Consider the following 17866-nt stretch of genomic DNA (forward strand, 5'->3'; position numbering starts at 1 on the left):
CACGTGTCCACGACCTCCACGGCCGTCCAGGCGGTGCGGCGGGAACTCAGCCCGCTGGAGCGCTGGTACTGGATCGCCGACCAGATATCACCCCTGAACGTCATCGGGCGGGTCCGCGTGCACGGCCCGGTCCCCGCGGCGCGGTGGCGCTCGGCGCTGACCGCGCTCCAGGACCGCCACCCGCTGCTGCGCGTGGCGATCGAGGCCGGAGCGACCGGGCGGGAACCCCGGTTCGCTCCGGTGGACGGCCGCCCGATCCCCCTCGACCACCGCGTCCTCGACTCGCCGGACGCCGTCGAGAACGGCTGGACGCGGGTCATCGACCGGGAACTCGTCAACGGCCGCGTCGACTGGCGCGCCGGGCCGCTCGCCACGGCCACCGTGCTCACCGGCCCGGGGCCCGACGGCGAGGTGCACGACCTGATCCTGAGCCTGCTGCACGTCATCGCGGACGGGACCACGGTCATCTCCCTGCTGCGGCAGTGGGCCGAACTCGCGGCGGGCCACCCGGTCGAACCGCGTGCCGTCCTGCCCGCGGCCGAGGAGCTCTTCCCGGCCGGGCACCGCGGCGCGGCGGGAGAGGCACGGGCGAAGGCGAAGGCCGAACGGGACGAGGACGACCTCCGGCGGCTGCGTCCGCGCCGCGTCGACGCCGACCTGGCCGTCCCCTTCGAGCGGCGCCGCACCCGGTTCCTCCACCGGTCGCTGGACGCCGCGACGCTGGACCGCCTCGCCCTGGCGTGCCGTGCCCGCGGGGTCACCGTCCACGGCGTGCTCACCGCCGCGATGGTGCGCGCGGTCGCCACGGACGCCGGGGCCGCCGACGCGACGTGGTACTCGATAGGCTCCCCGGTCGACTTCCGCGGCGACCTCGAACCGTCGGTGGCCCCGGACGACGTGGGCAGCTACGTGGCGACCATCCCCTCCCTCGTCGAGCACGTGGCGGCCCGTCCGCTGTGGGAGACGGCCCGGGAGATCAGCGCGGACCTCAAGGCGCGCAAGGCGCGGGGCGAACAGTTCTCCATGATCCGCCTGATCGGCAGCTCGGGGCCGCAGAGCCTGGCCGACAGCATGCCCTTCGTGCGGCACCTGGACGAGAAGGGCCCGATCAACTTCTGCATCTCCAACATCGGCCGGTTCCCGTTCCCGGACGCGATCGGCCCGTGGCGTGCGTCGGGCGCGCAGTTCGTCGCCTCGCTGTCGGTGGTGGGCACGTTCGTCGCCACCGTCAACTCCAGCCACCACCAGCTCGCCTGGAACTTCACCTACGCCGAGGGACTGGTCTCGGACGAGCGCGCGGCGAGGCTCGCCGACAGGTGCGTGGAGATCGTCCTCGCCCTCTTACGAGCGGCCGGCTGACGCCCGGCCCCGACCCGCATGGGAGCACCGTAGATGAACGCACCGGGCCTCACGCCCGCGGGGCCGCCGGTCTTCACGCCCGCGACCGAGCTCCGCGACCTGATCCGGAACAAGGAACTGTCCGCCGTCGAGGTCACCGAAGCGGTCCTCGCCCACCTGGAAGAGGTGAACCCGCTGCTGAACGCGGTGGTCGCCGTGCGGGCGGAAGGCGCCCTCGCGGACGCGCGCGCCGCGGACGCGCTGCCGCCGGAGGAACGCGGCCCGCTGCACGGGGTCCCGTTCACCATCAAGGACGCCAACGAGTCGGCGGACCTGCCCGTCGCCTACGGGTCGCTGCCGTTCACCGGCTACGAGCCGGGCTTCGACAGCGAGTCGGTCGCCCGGCTCCGGCGGGCGGGCGGCATCCTCGTCGGCAGTACCAACATGCCGGAGTTCGGGCTGCGGATCACGACGGACAACCGGGCCTTCCCGGCCACCCGCAACCCGTGGAACACCGAGCACGGCCCGGCGGGCTCCAGCGGCGGCGCCGCGGCCGCCGTGGCCGCCGGCATCGGACCGCTCGCCCTGGCGGCCGACGGCGCCGGCTCCGTGCGGGCGCCCGCCTCCGCCTGCGGGGTCGTGGGGCTCAAGCCCACCCGCGGACGCACCTCGTGGGCGCCGGCCTCCCAGGAGCAGTGGGCGGGATACGTCATCAACGGCCCGGTGGCCCGCACCGTCCGCGACGCCGCCCTGATGCTCGACGTGATGGCGGGCCCGGTCGTCGGGGAGCCCTACGGGCTGCCCGAGCCGTCCGGTTCGTTCCTGGCCGCCTGTGACCGGCCGCCGGAGCGGCTGCGCGTGGCGTACACCGGCACGCCGCCGCACGGCGCGGTCGCCCCCGAGGTGCGGGAGGTGTTCGAGCAGGCGGTGTCGGCCTTCGAGGCCCTGGGGGTCGAGGTGGTCGAGGCCGCGCCCGACCTCGGCGGGCTCCTGGACCCCCTGCTGACGGTCATCGCGGCGAACGTGGCCGCCATGGTCCGCGGCGTGCCGCCGGAGCACCTGGCTGAACTGGAGTCGACGACCCTCGACATCGCCCTGTACGGCGAGCGGCTGGGCGCCGTCGACTACTGCGCGGCCATCGCGGCCGCCCAGAGCCGGGCGGCGGACGTCCTGCGCTTCTGGACGCGCTACGACGTCCTGCTCACCCCCACGCTCACCGTGCTCCCGCCTCCGCTTGGGGCGGCTCCGGAGGGCTCGGGGTTCCAGGAGCGGTGGCGGGAGTACGCCGACTGGCTGGCCTTCACGTACCCGTTCAACATCACCGGGCAACCCGCGATCTCGCTCCCCGCGGGGCGGGCCGCGGGGAACCTGCCGGTCGGCATCCAGTTGGTCGGCGCGCCCGGGGCCGAAGACCGCCTCCTAGGTCTGGCCGCCGCCTTCGAACGCGCCCGTCCGTGGGCCGACGCGCGGCCCCGGCTCGGGTGAGTCGTCGGGGCGGTCGTTCCAGCCGGTCTCGCGCAGCAAGGCGATGCGGGAGTTCACCCCGGCCTTCCGGAAGAGTTTCTTCAGGTGGTAGTTGACGGTGTGGGGGGAGATTTCGAGGCGCCGGGCGATCTGCTTGTTGGTCAGCCCTTCGGCGACCATCTGGACGATCCTGTGCTCCTGGCCGTTGAGGTCCGGCGGCCCGGCGGGCGCCGGCGTCCGGGCCCCGGGCACCGGCGTCCGGGCCTCGGGGTCGGGCGCCGGCCGGGCGTCGGCCACCTGCCGGCGCAACGCGTGCCGCAGCGTGGCCGGCACCGAGTCGACGATGAGCTGCCACAGCAACTCGTTGGGGAAGCGGACACGGGTGTTGCCGACGGCCAGCACCCCGGTGGTGATCGTCCGGTCCAGGGTGAGCAGCAGGGCGGACGGCGGCACGCGCAGGAGGGGCAGGAGGTCGTCGACCGTGCTCTCCCGGCCGAGGACCGCCGCCACCCGCAGGAGCTGGCGGCATTCGTCCGGGTACTCCAGGAGCATGCTCTGGAGGAGCGCCCGCAGCCGCTGCGGGATGCGCTCCTCGACGAGCTGCGCCTCGTGGGGCCCCACCCGGATCAGGTGTTCCTCGCGCATTCCCTCCAGCAGTTCCACGAGCAGCCTGGGGTGTCCGCCCGCGCCGTGCAGCACCCGGGCGAGCGGGGCGGACGGGGGGACGCCCAGGACGTCGACGGCCACCTGGAGCGCCGCGGGGGCGCGGAGCGCGTCGAGGGTGATCCGCTCGGTGTGCCCGATGGAGCTGGCGACCAGCGCGTCGAGGCTCCTCGCCCCCGTCCCGCGGCGGCGCGCGACCAGCCAGACCACCGCCCTGCTGCCGTACCGGGCGTACCGCTGGGCGAGCAGCGCGTCGCTCGCCTCCTCTCCCAGCCAGTGCGCGTCGTCCAGGACGATCAGCCGGGGCCGGTCGGTGGTGCCGGTGCCCACCGGACCGGCCGGGCCGGCGAGGGGGAACCGGTGTCCGGTCACGAAGCCGAGCCGTTCCGCCGTGGTCACGCACTCGTCCAGGAACCGGGTCTTCCCGGAGCCGGGCGGCCCCTCGACCGCCACCAGGGCGCAGCCGCCGTCGGCGCCGAACTCCAGTGCCCGCAGGGCGCGCGCCATCTCGTCCTCGCGGCCCCGCAGCGGCAGCCGGAGCGGAGACGGCGCGGTGGAGGGGGACGGCACGGACGGGGAGGGCGCGGTGGACGGGGACGGAATCCGTCTCGTCGTGATCGTCGTCATCGGACCGCGCCCTCCCCCGTGTGTTTCCTCGGCTGCCGCGCTGTCGCCGGACCCGACGCGCCGTCGGCCTGGTACCGAGTCAGCAGCGGTCCGGTCATCACCGTGGTGACCAGCGCCATCACGACCATGGCGGTGAACAACCGGGTGTCGAGGGCGCCCAGGCTCAGCCCCACGTTGAGGACGACCAGTTCGGTCAGTCCGCGCGCGTTGAGCAGGATGCCCAGGACCGCGGATTCGCGTCCGGTGGCCCCGGTGAGCCGCGCCGCGCCCGCCGCGCCGAGGAACTTGCCCGCGCAGGCCACCGCGACGATCGCAAGGACCATGACGAGCCCCTGCGCGCCGAGGCCCGCGAGGTCCACCGAGAGGCCGGTCACGGTGAAGAAGACCGGGAGGAGCAGCAGGCTGGTCTGGTCGATGCGTTCCGGCACCTCGGGCGCGGTCGCGTCGATGTGGTGGCGGGGCGCGACGGCGCCGAACAGGAACGCGCCGAACACCGCGTGCAGCCCGATCTCGTCGGTGATCCACGCGCTGGTCAGCAGGCCGGAGCAGAGCACGACGTGGACGGTCGTGCCGCTGCCCGCCCATCGCCGTTCCGGGGCCAGCAGCCAGGACAGGGCCGGCCGTACCGCGAAGAGCAGCACGAGCACGAAGAGGACCGCGCCCCCGACGGTGCGCCCGAACGACCAGAGGCCGCTGACGCTCACCATCGTGACGACCGCGGCGAGTACGCTCCAGGCGATCACGTCCTGGATCGCGGCGCTGACCAGGGCCACCGTGCCCACCCGCTGCTTCTGCAGGCCCCGTTCGGTGATGATCCGGGCGAGGACCGGGAAGGCGGTGATGGACATCGCCGCCCCGAGGAAGAGGGCCGGGCCGAGCACCCCCTGCGTCCTCAGTTGGGTCTGGTCGAGCCACGGGTACAGCAGCAGCGCGAGCCCGGCGCCCAGGGCGAACGGCAGGGCCACCGAACTGAACGACACGAGCGCGATGTGCCTCCCGACACCTCTGACGTGCGAAAGGCTCAACTGGTAGCCGACGCCGAACATGAACAGCACCAGGCCGAGTTGAGCGAGCGTTTCGAGGTACGGGCGGACCTCCGGGGGGAAGAGCAGCCGGGGCAGGTCGCCGGGCAGCAGCCCGAGCAGGCTCGGCCCCAGCGCTATCCCGGCGACGATCTCGCCCATCACTGCGGGCTGTCGCACCCGCTTGGCCAAGGCGGCGAACAGGAAGGCGGCGAGCAGCACCAGGGCCAGGTCCACCAGGACGACCCCGGCTACGCTGCCGCTCTCCCCCGCGCTCAAGGCCGGACCGTGCGTCGACACTCCTCACTCCTGCCTTCTCGGGGACCGAAACGGCCGGATCCGGGAGTGGAGCGGCCGGATCCGGGACGGGGACGGCCGGAGCCGTCCGGGGGAGGCGGCCGGTACCGGACCGGCCGCCCCGCGGTCAGAGCCGCCGTGCCAGCGCCTTGCGGTCGACCTTGCCGCTCGGGGTCAGCGGGAACGACGGGAGGTCCCGTATCGACGACGGGATCATGTGGCCGGGCAGGTGCACCGCCAGGCTCCGCCGGATCGCGGACGCGACCACCCGGGCGCCGTGCGCCGGTACGCAGAACGCCACCAGTTGCTTGCCGCCCGCCGCGGTCTCCCGCACCACGACGGCCGCGTCGGCCACCTCCGGCAGCGCCCGCAGGCGCGCCTCGACCTCGCCGATCTCCACGCGGTGGCCCCGGATCTTCACCTGGTCGTCCAGCCGTCCCAGGAACCGGATGGTGCCGTCCGGCAGGAGCTCGACCAGATCGCCCGTCCGGTAGATCCGCCCCCCGCCGGCCACGCCCGGCACGCTCCGGAACCGCGTGGCGGTCACGTCGGGCATGCCCAGGTAGCCCTGCGCGAGCACCGGGCCGCCGATGCACAGCTCCCCGGGCACGCCGGGCCGCTGCGGGCGCAGGTGCTCGTCGAGGACGTACGCCTCGGCGTTGGTGATGGGCCGGCCGATGCTGGGCTGGTCCGGCCACGTCAGCGGATCGCCGTCGAGTTCGAGCGAGGTCACCACGTGGGTCTCCGACGGGCCGTACTGGTTCACCAGCACGGCCCCGTCCAGGTGCTGGAACAGGGCGCGCACCGCGGGGCTCACCTGGAGCTGTTCGCCGGCGGTGATGACCTCGCGGAGGGAGACCGGCCACGCGCCGACCGTGCTGGCGTGCTCCGCTATCGCCTGCAACGCGACGAACGGCAGGAACATGCGGCGCACCGAGGCGCGGTTCATCAGTTCGATCAGGGCCTGGCAGCTCCGGCGCGTCGCGTCGTCGACCACCACCAGCGTCCCGCCGGAGGCCCAGGTGCTGAACAGCTCCTGGAAGGACACGTCGAAGCTCAGCGCGGAGAACTGGAGGGTCCGGTCCCCGGTGCCGCACGACGAGTGCGCGCACTGCCAGTCGATGAGGTTGGCCAGCGGGCCGTGGGGCATGGCCACGCCCTTGGGCACCCCGGTGGATCCGGACGTGTAGATGACGTAGGCGAGCGAGTCCGGTCCGATCACCGGTGCCGTCGTCCGGGGCGTGTCCTCGACGGCGGAGAGGAGGTCCTCCAGCGCGGTGGCGCGGGTGCCGTCCGGCACCGGGATCCGGTCGAGGATCGCCTTGTCGGACAGCAGGATCCTCGCGCCGCTGTCGCGCACCATGGCGGCGAGCCGTTCGTCGGGGTAGGCCGGGTCGAGCGGCACGTAGGCGCAGCCCGCCTTGAGCACGCCGAGCACCGCGACGGCGATGGCGAACCCGCGCTCGAAGAAGACGCCGACCGGTTGTCCCGTGACGCCCGCCGAGCGCAGCGCGAGGGCCAGCCGGTCCGAGTCGCGCCCCAGCTCCTCGTAGGTGAGGGTCCTGTCGCCCCAAACCATGGCGGGCAGGTCGGGGTGGAGGTCGCGCCGGGCTTCGAACAGCTCGTGCGCGAGCAAGGTCCTTCCGGGGGAATTCCGTACGCTAGTCAATGGTTGCTCCCAGGCCGGATCAGGTGGGGGACTGCGCCGGTTCGGTCATGACCGACTCGATCGTCGCCGCGAGCGGTTCGGCCCCGGCCGACTCCAGGTAGAGGTGGCCGCCGGGGAACGTGTGGGTGGTGAGCGGCTGGACGCTGCTCCACTGCCACTGGTCGGTGTGCTCGTCGCCGAACGCGTCCTCCCGCCCCCGGCAGACGACGATGCGGCTTTCGGTCACGGTCCAGGACATGGTGCGGACGAACGAGTCGCAGATGTCGAAGTCGGCCCGCAGCAGGGAGACGGCGCGGGCGGCGATGTGCGGATCGCGGAGCAGTGCGGTGTCCAGCGCGCCGTACCGCGCGGCGCGTTCCAGCACCTCTTCGTCGGATGCGGGAGGGGCGCCGTCGGCGAACAGCGGCACGGCGCGCTGCGGGGCGAGGTTGGCGGAGGCGAAGAGCACCTGGCACCGCGGTCCGCCGCGCCGCTCCAGGGCCGCCGCCACGCCGAGCCCGAGGTAGGCGCCCATGCTGTGGCCGAAGATCGACAGTTCGTCGTCGGTACCGACCTGACGGACCAGCAGGTCCGTCAGGTCTCGGACCGCCTCTTCGGCGGTGTGGAGGGTGGGCTCACGCCAGCGGCGGCCCCGGCCGGGGAGTTCGGCCACCAGGGGCGTGATGTGGTCGGGCAGCAGCCGGGTCAGCCGGCGGAACACGGCCGCCGAACCGCCGGCGTGGTGGAACAGGGCGAGCACGGCCATCGGTGCGCCTTCCGGGAGGGGGAGGGGGCCCGGAGCGGCGTGGCCGGTGAGGGGGGTCGCCGGTCACGCCGTTCCGGGGCGGGGCGCGCGTGCGCCGCGACCGGACGCCGCCGGTCCGGGTCGCCGCGGTCCTTTTCCCGGCTTTCTCATGGCCGGGGGCCGCATCGGCGGCGTGGACCGGTGACGATTTCCTCGGTCTGGCGGGCGGTGCGGTGAATTCGGTGGCGAAGCGACTGGCTGCCCCGCCGCCTCGCCCGGACGGGCGTCGCGGTTGACGCGCCGTTGATCGGCCCCGGCCGCATGCTCATGGCCGTGGCAGCCGGGCTCGTGTCGGTACGTTCCGGTGGGGCGTCAGTTTCCGACGGGCTGCCGGAAATCCCACGGGACGAACTTGTGACCGCGCCGGCTCCGGTCGGTCAGCTTGTTGATGCCGTATTCGTCCTTGCCGGCGACGAGAACGGCGGCGTAGTTTTCCAGCGGAATCGTGCCGCCGTATTCGGACACGTCGTCGAGGTCCGGGTAGATCTTGACCTGGGTCGGCACGTACCGGGTCGCGAACCCCATGCGGTAGTCCTTCTTGCTGCCGGTGTGCGGAAGCGAACCGTGCATCAGGGTCGACCAGAAGATGACGCACTCACCGGGCTGCATGACGAGGGAGAACGCCTTCGACTCGTCGGGGCGCCAGTTCGGGTCCTTCTGGAGCTCGCGGTAGTCGTAGCCGAAGAAACCGCGCCTGACGTTTTCCTTCTCCCGCTTGTTGATCGTGTCCGGGTTGTAGGACATGCCGAGGGATTCGTCGTAGTTCATCACCCGGTGCGTGCCCGGCATGAGCTGGAGGCAGCCGTTCTCCTTCGTGGAGTGGGTGAACGCCGTCCAGGCGGTGATCGTGCCGCCGAAGGCGGGCGCGTCGTTCTGCGCGGGCCACTGGATCTGGGGACGGCCGCTGGAGTGGGCGAACGTCGCCGCCTGGTGCCAGTCCGTGCCCTCGTCACCCTGGTACTTCGGGAAGAACTCGGTGCGCCAGCAGAGCAGGTTCGGGCCGAGGATGGAGGCCACCCGCTCGACGATGGCCCGCTGCATGATGTGCTCGCTGAGCAGGTCGATGTCGAGGTGCCGGTCGTAGTTGGAGAGGTTGGTGACGGCGCCCAGCGAGTCCTCCGGGTAGATCGCCCGCGACCGGTCGGGAATGGCGCGGCGTATCTCCCTCCAGCGCCTCTCCATCTCCTCGGGCTCGTAGACCTTGATCGGTCCGATGAAGCCCTGCTCCTCGAACTTGGCGAGTTCTTCGGGGGTCAGCCGAAAATCCGACGTCTTGTCACTCACGGCTACTCCAGCTTCTGGTGGGGGTGGGCTTGGTGAACGGGTCACGCCGCCTGCTGCGCGGTCGTCCGCGCATGCAGTTCCGCGATGGCCTCGCCGAGCGACTGCTCGAACAGGGTCTTCACGTCGAGTTCCTGACCAAAATACTGCTGGACACGCGCGTTGAGGTTCATGGCGAGGAGTGAGTGGCCTCCCAGGTCCAGGAAATTGTCGTCCAGGGACGCGTCCGGGGTTTCGAGGAATTCGCGCACCCAGTCGACAAGCAGCTTCTGCATGTCGTGCAGGCCCTCGGGGGTGGAAACGGGCATTGCTGCCTTGCTCCTCTCGTAGGGTCTCGTGCGAGCCTCCCGCGAAGGCGATACATCAGCCGGCCGGAGGTTCACTGAACGCTCTGCACAGGTCCGCGCAAACACGCAGAGCGCGTTGTGGTCTCAACTTTATAGCCGCCCAGAGGATCACGGTAATGCCAATCGCTTGGGGGGTATGCGCCAAGAACATGTGCCAATTGCAGTGTTGACGACGCGGTCCGGGTGGCCCGCGGGCCCCGGCCGTGGCCGCACGGGACGGGCCGTGGCCGCACGGGACCGGCGCACCGGCGGCGCCGGCCCGCCCACCGGCACCGCGCACTCCCCCTCCGTCACGCCCGGCGTCACCGCCGGGACGAGGGGGACCCTCCGGCCGTTTCCGCGGCACCCGAGCGGAAGGGCGCCGCCGTGTCCCGGCCGGTCCGCCGGGACGGGGGCGCCGGCGGGTGGGGCGGCGTCCGGGGCCCTCCGGGAGTTCGCGTGGGCGGGGGCGCCGTGCCGTCCTGGCCCTCTGTGACGTTGCACGTCGCACGCGTGAACGCGCGGGGGAAGACACCGAGCGGGAAAGCGGATCATCGCGGCATGTCGCTGCACGTCCGACGGGGCCCCGGAGGCTGAGCGGTGCTTCGAACCCCTTCCGGGCACACGTCCGCGGGCATATACCCGGACTGCCCCGTTCCATGCGCATGTCAATAGAGGCGGGAGTGGGGGTGCCACTCACGTGTGTGTAGCCTGCGTACGCACAGGGACGCGAGGCGTATGGGTCGTACGGGGTTCCTCGCGCATCAGGATCTAGGGGTGGGGGCTGCGTGAAGCGGCGTCGAATAGTGATGGCGGCGGCTGTCGCCGTGGCGGGTGTCACCGGTGTGGTCGTCCTGCAGGGTGCCACGGGCACCGAACCGGCCGCGGGGCCGGGGGACGGCAAGCCCCGCCCCGTCGCGGCCGAGGCGCGGACGAAGCCGATCGCGGCGAGCCCCGACGGCCGTTCGGCGGTCTTGAAGGAGGAGGGGACCAAGCCCTTCAGCATGCTCGGCGTGACGTGGACCGAGCCCGCCGCGCGGGTCACCGGGACGGTCGAGGTCCGCACCCGCGCCGTCGGGTCGGGGCAGTGGTCGTCGTGGCTGCGGCTGGACGGGGACAGCGGCCAGGGCGAGAGCGGCGCCGCCCGCGGGGGCACGGAACCGGCGTGGGTCGGCCCGTCGGACGGGGTCGAGGTGCGCCTGCGGGCGGGCGGGACGACGTCCAAGGCGCTGCCCGCCGGGCTGCGGCTGGACATGGTGGACCCCAAGACGGGCACCGTGTCGGGGATGGCGCCGGCGGCGTTCGCCCTGGAGGAGACCGCGACGCCCACCCCGACCGGGACGACGCCCGGGCCGGTGGAGCCCGCGCCGGACCCGGTCCCGGTCCCGACGGTGACGTCCCCGCAGGAGCCGGTCACGACCCCGCCGGTGAGCGAGCCGCCGACCGAGCAGCCCACCACGAGCGCCGCGCCGACGCCGACGTCCTCCGCGCCGTCCGTGCCGTCCACGCCTCCGGCGAGCCCCAGCCCCACGGCGACCGCGCCGTCCCCGCCGCCGTCGACCGTGCCGCGTCCGCCGATCACCTCCCGGGCGGGCTGGGGCGCGGACGAGTCGATCAGCCCCGAGGCCCCCGGGTACCTGCCGGACGGCAAGGTCAAGGCGGTGGTGGTCCACCACACCGCCGAGTCCAACGCGTACACGTGCGCCGAGGCGCCCGCGGTGGTGCGCGGCATCTACGCGTACCACGTGAAGCAACTGGGCTGGAAGGACATCGGGTACAACTTCCTCGTCGACAAGTGCGGCACCGTCTACGAGGGCCGCAAGGGCGGGGTGGACCTGCCCGTGATGGGCGCGCACGCCTACGGCTTCAACTCCGAGACGACCGGCATCTCCGTCCTGGGCACCTACACCGACGCCGCGCCCTCGCAGGCGGCGCTGACCTCCGTCGCCCGCATCGCCGCGTGGAAGCTGGGCCAGTACGGCGTCGACCCGGCCGGCACCACCACCCTGACCGCCGGTGACGCCGGGCGCAGCTACTCCGGAAAGACGTGGGCGAAGGGCGCTCAGCTCTCCTTCCCCACGATCCACGGCCACCGCGACGGCTACAACACCCAGTGCCCCGGTGACGCCTTCTACGGCTCGCTGCCCACCTTGCGCTCCTGGGCCGCCGGGCCGGTGGCCGGGCTGGCGGTCAAGTCGGTCACCGGCGCGGGCGCGTCGGGCACGACGTACTACACGAAGTCGTCCGTCACCGTGAACTGGGCGGCGACCACCCCGGCCGCCCTGGTCAAGCAGTACGACCTGCTCGTCGACGGCAAGGTGGCCGCCACCGCCGCCGCCACCGCGACCTCCGGCAAGGTGACGCTGACCCCCGGCACCCACAAGGTCCAGGTCCGCGCCGTCCACCAGTCGGGCAAGACCGCCACGACCGCCGCCGTGACCGTCGTCGCCGAGACCACCGCCCCCACCTTCACCACCAAGCCCGCGCTCGCCCTGCGCACCGGCACCGTCAACACCGCCGCCGTGCCCCTCACGCTGAGCTGGAAGGCGACCGACAGCACCTCCCTGAAGGAAGTGCGCCTGACCAGTCCCGTGGCGAAGACGTACGGCCCGACGGTGTACTCCGCCGCCCACACGGCCAAGTCCGGCGCCGCCACCACCTGGAGCATGACCGCCCACGACCGGGCGGGCAACACCTCCACCGCCTCCGTCGCCGGCACCCCGGTGATCCTCCAGGAGACCTCCGCCGCCAAGTACGGCACGTGGGCGGCCAAGTCCTCCAGCAGCTACCTGGGCGGCAAGTCCTTCTCCAGCTCCACCAAGAACGCCAGCCTGACCTGGACCTTCACCGGCCGCTCGGCCGCTTGGGTCGTCTCCCGCGCCGCCACCTCCGGCCAGGCGTACGTGTACGTCGACGGCGTCAAGGCGGCGACCGTCGACCTGAAGTCCGCCACCACCAAGTACCGCGACGCCATCTGGACCAAGACCTGGGCCACCAGCGGCAAGCACACCGTCAAGATCGTCGTCGTCGGCACCTCCGGCCGGCCGACCGTCACCACCGACGGCCTCGTCTACCTCAAGTAGCCGACCCGCCGGGTTGTTCCACGGCCGCGTGCGCTCCTCGGGGAGCGCACGCGGCCGACGTGCTTCTCCGGGCGCGCGGCTCTCAGGGGGCCGGGGCGAAGAGCTCGGCCTGAGCCGCGTCCCGGGCGGTGAGGACGGCGCCCCGCAGGACCGCCTGGCCGCCCAGCTCCGCCGGGCGGACCCGCGTGCGCACCGGAGAGAGCGCGCCCAGACGCGCCTCGACGCGGGAGGCCAGGCGCGTACCGCCCGCGTGGCCGACCTCGCCGCCGAGGACCACGCATCCGGGGTCGAGCACGGCGGCCACGGCCGCGACCCCCACGGCCAGCCGCTCGGCGAGCGCGTCCAGGAAGGCGTCCGCGGGTCCGCCGTCGCACTCGTCCGAGGCCGCGGCGCGCACCGCCTGCTCGGCGTCGCCGTCGATGCCGTGGACCCGGGCGAGTTCGCGGATCGCGGCCGCGCCGGCGAGCGTGTGGAAGCCGGCGCCGCAGCCGGTGGCCGACGGCAGACCGCCGGTGCCGGGAACCGGCAGGAAGCCGATCTCGCCCGCGCCGCCCGACGCGCCTCGGCGCAGCGCGCCGCCCAGGACGACCGCGGCGCCCACGCCCTGTCCGAGCCACAGCAGGACGAAGTCGTCCAGGTCGCGCGCGGCGCCGAGGCGCTGCTCGGCGACGGCGGCCAGGTTCGTCTCGTTCTCCACGAGCACGGCCGCCGAAAGGCGTTCCTGGAGGGCCACGACGAGCCTGCGGTGCCAGGCGGGCAGCTTCACGGAGTCCCGCAGCTCGCCCGTGCCGGGGTCGATCAGCCCCGGCGCCCCGACGCCGACGCTGTGCAACCGGTCCACGCCGGCTCCGCGCGCCGTGCGCTCCAGCAGGGCCACGGCCTGTTCGACGGCCGGTTCGGTGCCGGTGTCGCTCCCGATGGGAAGGGCGGCCTCGGCGAGCGTGGCACCCAGCAGGTCGGCGACGACGACGGATATGCCCTTGGTGCGCACGTCGAGGGCCGCGAGGTGAGCGCGGTCGGCGGCGATCCCGTACAGCCGCGCGTTCGGGCCGCGGCGCTGCTCGCCCGCCTCGCCGACGACGCGGACGAGACCGGACTCCTGCAGCCGCTCCACCAGGTCGGCCACGGTCGGCCGGGAGAGGCCGGTCAACGCCTTCAGCTGGCTCGCCGTGAGCGGGCCCTCACGCTGGAGCAGCCGCAGGGCGAGCCGGTCGTTGATGGCTCGTGCGGTGCTCGGGGATGCGGGCATGCCGGAATCCTTCCAGGTCTCCGCCGTGTCACTGCCGTCGCCCGGCGGAGGACCCTACCACGCGCGATGTCCCCTCCCCCGGGGGCCGGTGAACGGGGCGCGGTCCCGGCCCGCCGCCCGGAGGTCCCCGCCGTGTCCGGGGCCCGCGCGCGTCGTCGGCGGCGTCCGTGCGCGGTGCGCCCGGTCCCCCGGTCCGGGGCCGTACGCGGGCGGGGGCGGGGCGTTGGTGGCCCTCGCCCCCGGCCCGGGCCGCGCCCCGGCTACCTGCGCCAGGGACCGGTCACCGCGAAGGTGGTGCCCGGCTCGTAGCAGTTGACGTACAGGGTGCCGCCGTCGGGGGAGAAGGAGACGCCGGCGAACTCGCCCCACTCCGGCGCCTCGGGCGTGCCGATGTTCTGCCGCCCGCGGGCCAGCGCGTAGACCTCGCCGCGCCGGGTCACCCCGTAGACGTGCTGCGCGCCGCGGCCGTCCTCGCAGACCATGATCGAGCCGCCGGGCGCGAGGCAGATGTTGTCGGGGGACTCGCCGGGCAGTCGCACGTCCGAGTCCGGGCCGAAGACGATCACCAGGGTGAGGCGGCGGGCGGCCGGGTCGTAGCGCCAGACCTGGCCGTGGTGGTCGGCGCCCGAACCCTCCCGGGTGCGGGCGTAGGAGGACACGAAGCAGACGGACCGGCCGCCCCAGTAGCAGCCCTCCAGCTTCTGGCCCCGGGTGATGCCGCGCGGGCCGTAGTCCTGCATCCGGGTCGGCGTGGCGACGGCGAGCGGATCGGGTACGTCCACCCACTCGACGCCGCCGAACGAGGCGCCGGGCTCCCGCACCGTGGACAGGTCGGGGAGGCCCGGCACACGCATGGCCTGCAGCCGCCCGCCCGCCCGCAGCGACCCGGGGCCGCCCCTCGGCCTGGCCGGCAGGAAGCGGTAGAAGAGGCCGAACGGGGCAACGAAGGCGTCCTCGGTCTCGTAGACGACGCCGCGCACGGGGTCGACGGCGACCGCCTCGTGCTGGAAGCGGCCCATCGCGGTCAGCGGTTCGGCGCCGCTGCGGCGCGGGTTCTCCGGGTCGACCTCGAAGACGAAGCCGTGGTCCTTGGCGTAACCGGCCGTTCCCGCCTTGGACTCGTTCTCCTCGCAGGTCAGCCAGGTGCCCCACGGGGTGGGCCCGCCGGAGCAGTTGGCCGCGGTACCGGCGATCCCGACGCGCTCGGAGAGGACTTCGCCGTCCGGCCCGTCGAGGGTCAGCACGGTGCAGCCGCCCTCGGCCGCCGGGTCGTAGGTGAGTCCCTCCACCTTGGGCACGCCGTGGGAGGCGACGGTGCCGTTCTCGTGGTTGCGGGCGAGGTGGACGCGCCCGCGCCGGCCGGCCAGCGCGGCCATGCCGTCGTGGTGGGACGGGACCGGGCCCTCGCCGGAGCGCAGTGGTCGGCCCTCCCGGGAGAGCACCCGGTAGGAGAAGCCTTCCGGCAGGTCGAGCAGCCCGTCCGGGTCGGGCACCAGGGGCCCGTACCCCGCGTCGGTCGGGGGGAGCGCGGCGGCGGGCGCCGCGGCGAACAGTTCGGAGACGGCTCCGGAGAGGGCGATGCCGGCTCCGAGCGCCCCGGCACGGGTGAGTAAGTGGCGCCGTGTCGCGGGTGTTGAGGACATCGGACGACCTTCCTGCTGGCGGACAGGACATTGGTCCGCCGTGTATACCACGCCGGTTGATCACCAGGAGCCCCTCTTTCCCCGCTTCTTCCGACGGCTCCGGGGACGGCTGGTCGTGCCCGGTCACCGCGCCGATCGGGAGGCCGCGCGGTTCACCCGCCGGGGTGGCCGCACACGGCCGGTGCGCGGTTCCGCGCCGCACGGGGCGAACCACGGGCACGCGCCCCGGGCCGCCCCGCCGCCCGGGGCGGCCCGGGGCGGCCCTGCCGGCCGGTACCGGACCGTGCGGGGGTCGCGCGGCGCACGGCGGGAGCGGATCAGGACGTGGACGCCCGCCACTCGGCCGCGTAGTCGGCGAAGATGTCGCGCAGGTGGTGGCCGATCTTCAGGTAGTCGAGGTCGTCGAGGTTGGCGAGGGAGACGCGCACCGACCACTCGGGGCCGTCGAAGCCCCCGCCGTTGAGGAGGACGACCCCGGTCTGCCCGGCCAGCCGGAACAGCGGGTCGATCGGCTCGTGGTTCTCCCGCAGGTAGGCGGCGAACTCCTCGCCGTGGACGCGCTCGGCCTCGGCGAGGAGGTCGAGTTCGATGTAGTAGCCGGCCCGCCGGGGGTCGTCGGCGATCTTCATGTGGGCGCCTTCGAGGAGCAGGTCGAGGCGCTGGCGGACGATGGAGCGGACCTTGCGCTTGTACGCCTGCCCCTCGTCCAGCAGGCCGAAGAGGGAGAACAGCACCATCATCACCTGCTGCGGGAGCGACAGGCCCGCGGTGTGGTTGAGGGCGACCTGGCGGGAGTCGGCGACGAGCCGGTCGATGAACCCGATCTTCTCGGGTTCCAGGCTGAGGGAGCCGTACCGCTCGTTCAGGCGGTCCTTCTCGGACTGCGGGAGGGCCGCGATCATCTCGTCGACGACGTTGTCGTCGTGCAGGCCGATCACGCCGAGCCGCCAGCCCGTGGCGCCGTAGTGCTTGGAGTACGAGTACACGAGCAGCGTGTTGCGCGGCAGGTCGGCGGCGATCGAGCGGAACCCCTCGACGAAGGTGCCGTAGACGTCGTCGGTGACGACGAGCAGGTGGGGGTTCTTCGTCGCGACGATCTCCTTGAGCTGGTTCGTGACGCGTTCGCTCAGGGCCAGGGAGGGCGGGTTGGAGGGGTTGACGAGGCAGACCAGCTTGATGCTCGGGTCCTCCAGCTTGGCGACCTCCTCGGCCGGGTAGCGCCACTCCCGCACCCCGGTCCCGGCCATGCTGCTCGCGTTGACCAGGACCACGTCGAACGCGTACGCGTCGAGCCGGGGGATCTCGATGTACGGCGTGAAGACCGGGACCATCAGCGCGATCCGGTCGCCCCGCCGCAACAGCCCGTTCTGCACGAGGGAGTCGAAGACGTAGCACATCGCCGCCGTGCCGCCCTCGGTGGCGAACAGGCTCAGGCGGTTGCCCTCCGGCGGGCGCCCGGCGAACACCTCGTCCGCGAGGTAGGCGCGGACGACCTCCTCCGTGTGCGGCAGGATGCGGTCGGGGACGGGGTAGTTGTCGGCGGTGACGGAGTCCGCGAGCTCGTGGACGAAGGCGTCCTCGTCGAAGCCGAAGCGGTCCAGGGCGTAGGAGACGCACCTGTCCAGCAGGTCGATGCCGGGCAGCTCGGGGTGCTGCCGCACGAAGGCGTCGAAGCGGTCGCCCGCGCCCTTCCGCTCGGGCATGCCACCGAGGTTGTCGGCCGTCCAGACCCTGCGCGACTCCGACAGGGCGAAGTAACCGAGCGCGTGGAACGCCTCGCGGGGCCCGGTCGCCACCCAGTTGGGGTTGCCCCGGCCCGCGTTGAGCATCTGCACGCTCGACTTGTCCTTCTGGCCCGGTTGGTGCGCCTGGAACTCCCCGGCGATCCGGATGAAGGTGTCCTTCAGCTCGAACGGGGAGAGCCGGGCGAGCGCCCGGATCTCCTCGCGGGAGAACGTGGTCTTCGGCATGGGGGCTCCTTGCTCCTTCAGTGCTGGAGGATGACGATGACCGCGGACCGGGTCAGCGCGCCGCCGAGCAGGCCGGCGGAGAGGCCGGGGCCGTACCCGAGCATCGCGGCGAAGGCCCAGGAGACGAGCAGGCCGGTCACGCACACCACCACGGCGTTGAGGACCTGCGGCAGGCCGTCCTTCCTCAGCCCGTGGAAGAACTGCGGGCCGACCCGGTAGCCGAGGGCGAACAGGAACACGATGAAGAACAGGCTCTTGACCGTGTCGGCGATCTCCACCTCGAACCGGGCGCCGAGGAAGAGGCCCACGATCAGGCAGCCCGTCACCGAGCCGAGGGCGATCGCCCGGTAGCGCAGCCTGCCGACGAGGAAGCCGAGCGCGACGGTGAGGAAGACCAGCAGCTCGGGGTGGGGGTGGAAGACGTTGCGGCCGAGGAAGTCGATCATTCGG

General features: G+C 73.2%; 12 protein-coding genes and 1 pseudogene. 3 read left to right on the forward strand and 10 right to left on the reverse strand.

The window, feature by feature from the left end:
* Positions 1-3: 3 nt before the first annotated feature.
* A complete protein-coding gene (locus tag AC07D6_RS10755; RefSeq protein ID WP_479043343.1) occupies positions 4-1359 on the forward strand; it encodes a phthiocerol/phthiodiolone dimycocerosyl transferase family protein in 1356 nt (451 codons plus the stop codon).
* Positions 1360-1392: 33 nt separating this feature from the next.
* The gene (locus AC07D6_RS10760) at positions 1393-2823 is read left to right on the forward strand and encodes an amidase (protein ID WP_479043344.1); all 1431 of its coding nucleotides are present in this window, start codon (positions 1393-1395) and stop codon (positions 2821-2823) included.
* Here the strand turns inward: AC07D6_RS10760 and AC07D6_RS10765 are convergent.
* The 6 genes from AC07D6_RS10765 to AC07D6_RS10790 all read right to left on the reverse strand — a co-directional run bounded on the left by AC07D6_RS10765 (position 2758) and on the right by AC07D6_RS10790 (position 9453).
* Entirely contained in the window at positions 2758-4092 is a 1335-nt protein-coding gene (locus AC07D6_RS10765; RefSeq protein ID WP_479043345.1) for a LuxR family transcriptional regulator, read from the reverse strand. The genes AC07D6_RS10760 and AC07D6_RS10765 overlap by 66 nt on opposite strands.
* Positions 4089-5393: a cation:proton antiporter gene (locus AC07D6_RS10770; RefSeq protein ID WP_479043346.1), complete on the reverse strand. Its 1305-nt coding sequence runs from the start codon at positions 5391-5393 to the stop codon at positions 4089-4091. The genes AC07D6_RS10765 and AC07D6_RS10770 overlap by 4 nt, the downstream gene beginning before the upstream one ends.
* A 145-nt stretch (positions 5394-5538) precedes the next feature.
* Positions 5539-7047, reverse strand: a complete 1509-nt coding sequence (locus AC07D6_RS10775; protein WP_479043348.1) for an amino acid adenylation domain-containing protein — start codon at positions 7045-7047, stop codon at positions 5539-5541.
* Positions 7048-7099: 52 nt separating this feature from the next.
* On the reverse strand, positions 7100-7825 hold the full coding sequence (locus AC07D6_RS10780) for a thioesterase II family protein (RefSeq protein ID WP_315877406.1): 726 nt from the start codon (positions 7823-7825) through the stop codon (positions 7100-7102).
* A 351-nt stretch (positions 7826-8176) separates the two neighbouring features.
* Entirely contained in the window at positions 8177-9148 is a 972-nt protein-coding gene (locus AC07D6_RS10785; RefSeq protein WP_479043350.1) for a chlorinating enzyme, read from the reverse strand.
* 41 nt (positions 9149-9189) lie between these two features.
* Positions 9190-9453: a phosphopantetheine-binding protein gene (locus tag AC07D6_RS10790; protein WP_479043351.1), complete on the reverse strand. Its 264-nt coding sequence runs from the start codon at positions 9451-9453 to the stop codon at positions 9190-9192.
* Positions 9454-10280: 827 nt separating this feature from the next.
* On the opposite strand from AC07D6_RS10790, the gene AC07D6_RS10795 reads away from it, so the two are divergent.
* A complete protein-coding gene (locus tag AC07D6_RS10795; RefSeq protein ID WP_479043561.1) occupies positions 10281-12554 on the forward strand; it encodes a peptidoglycan recognition protein family protein in 2274 nt (757 codons plus the stop codon).
* Between the two features lie 82 nt (positions 12555-12636).
* Here AC07D6_RS10795 and AC07D6_RS10800 read toward each other — a convergent pair whose 3' ends face one another.
* The 4 genes and pseudogenes from AC07D6_RS10800 to AC07D6_RS10815 form a co-directional block, all read right to left on the reverse strand.
* Positions 12637-13803, reverse strand: coding sequence for an ROK family transcriptional regulator (locus tag AC07D6_RS10800; RefSeq protein WP_391653745.1), 1167 nt, complete (start codon positions 13801-13803; stop codon positions 12637-12639).
* A gap of 260 nt (positions 13804-14063) precedes the next feature.
* Positions 14064-15446, reverse strand: coding sequence for an alkaline phosphatase PhoX (locus tag AC07D6_RS10805; RefSeq protein ID WP_479043353.1), 1383 nt, complete (start codon positions 15444-15446; stop codon positions 14064-14066).
* Between the two features lie 317 nt (positions 15447-15763).
* The gene (locus AC07D6_RS10810) at positions 15764-17416 is read right to left on the reverse strand and encodes a bifunctional aspartate transaminase/aspartate 4-decarboxylase (RefSeq protein WP_479043355.1); all 1653 of its coding nucleotides are present in this window, start codon (positions 17414-17416) and stop codon (positions 15764-15766) included.
* 23 nt (positions 17417-17439) lie between these two features.
* Positions 17440-17862: pseudogene (locus AC07D6_RS10815) on the reverse strand (aspartate-alanine antiporter-like transporter); the annotation flags it as partial.
* Positions 17863-17866 lie beyond the last annotated feature (4 nt).

The organism is Streptomyces sp. NPDC045287 (assembly GCF_056432325.1).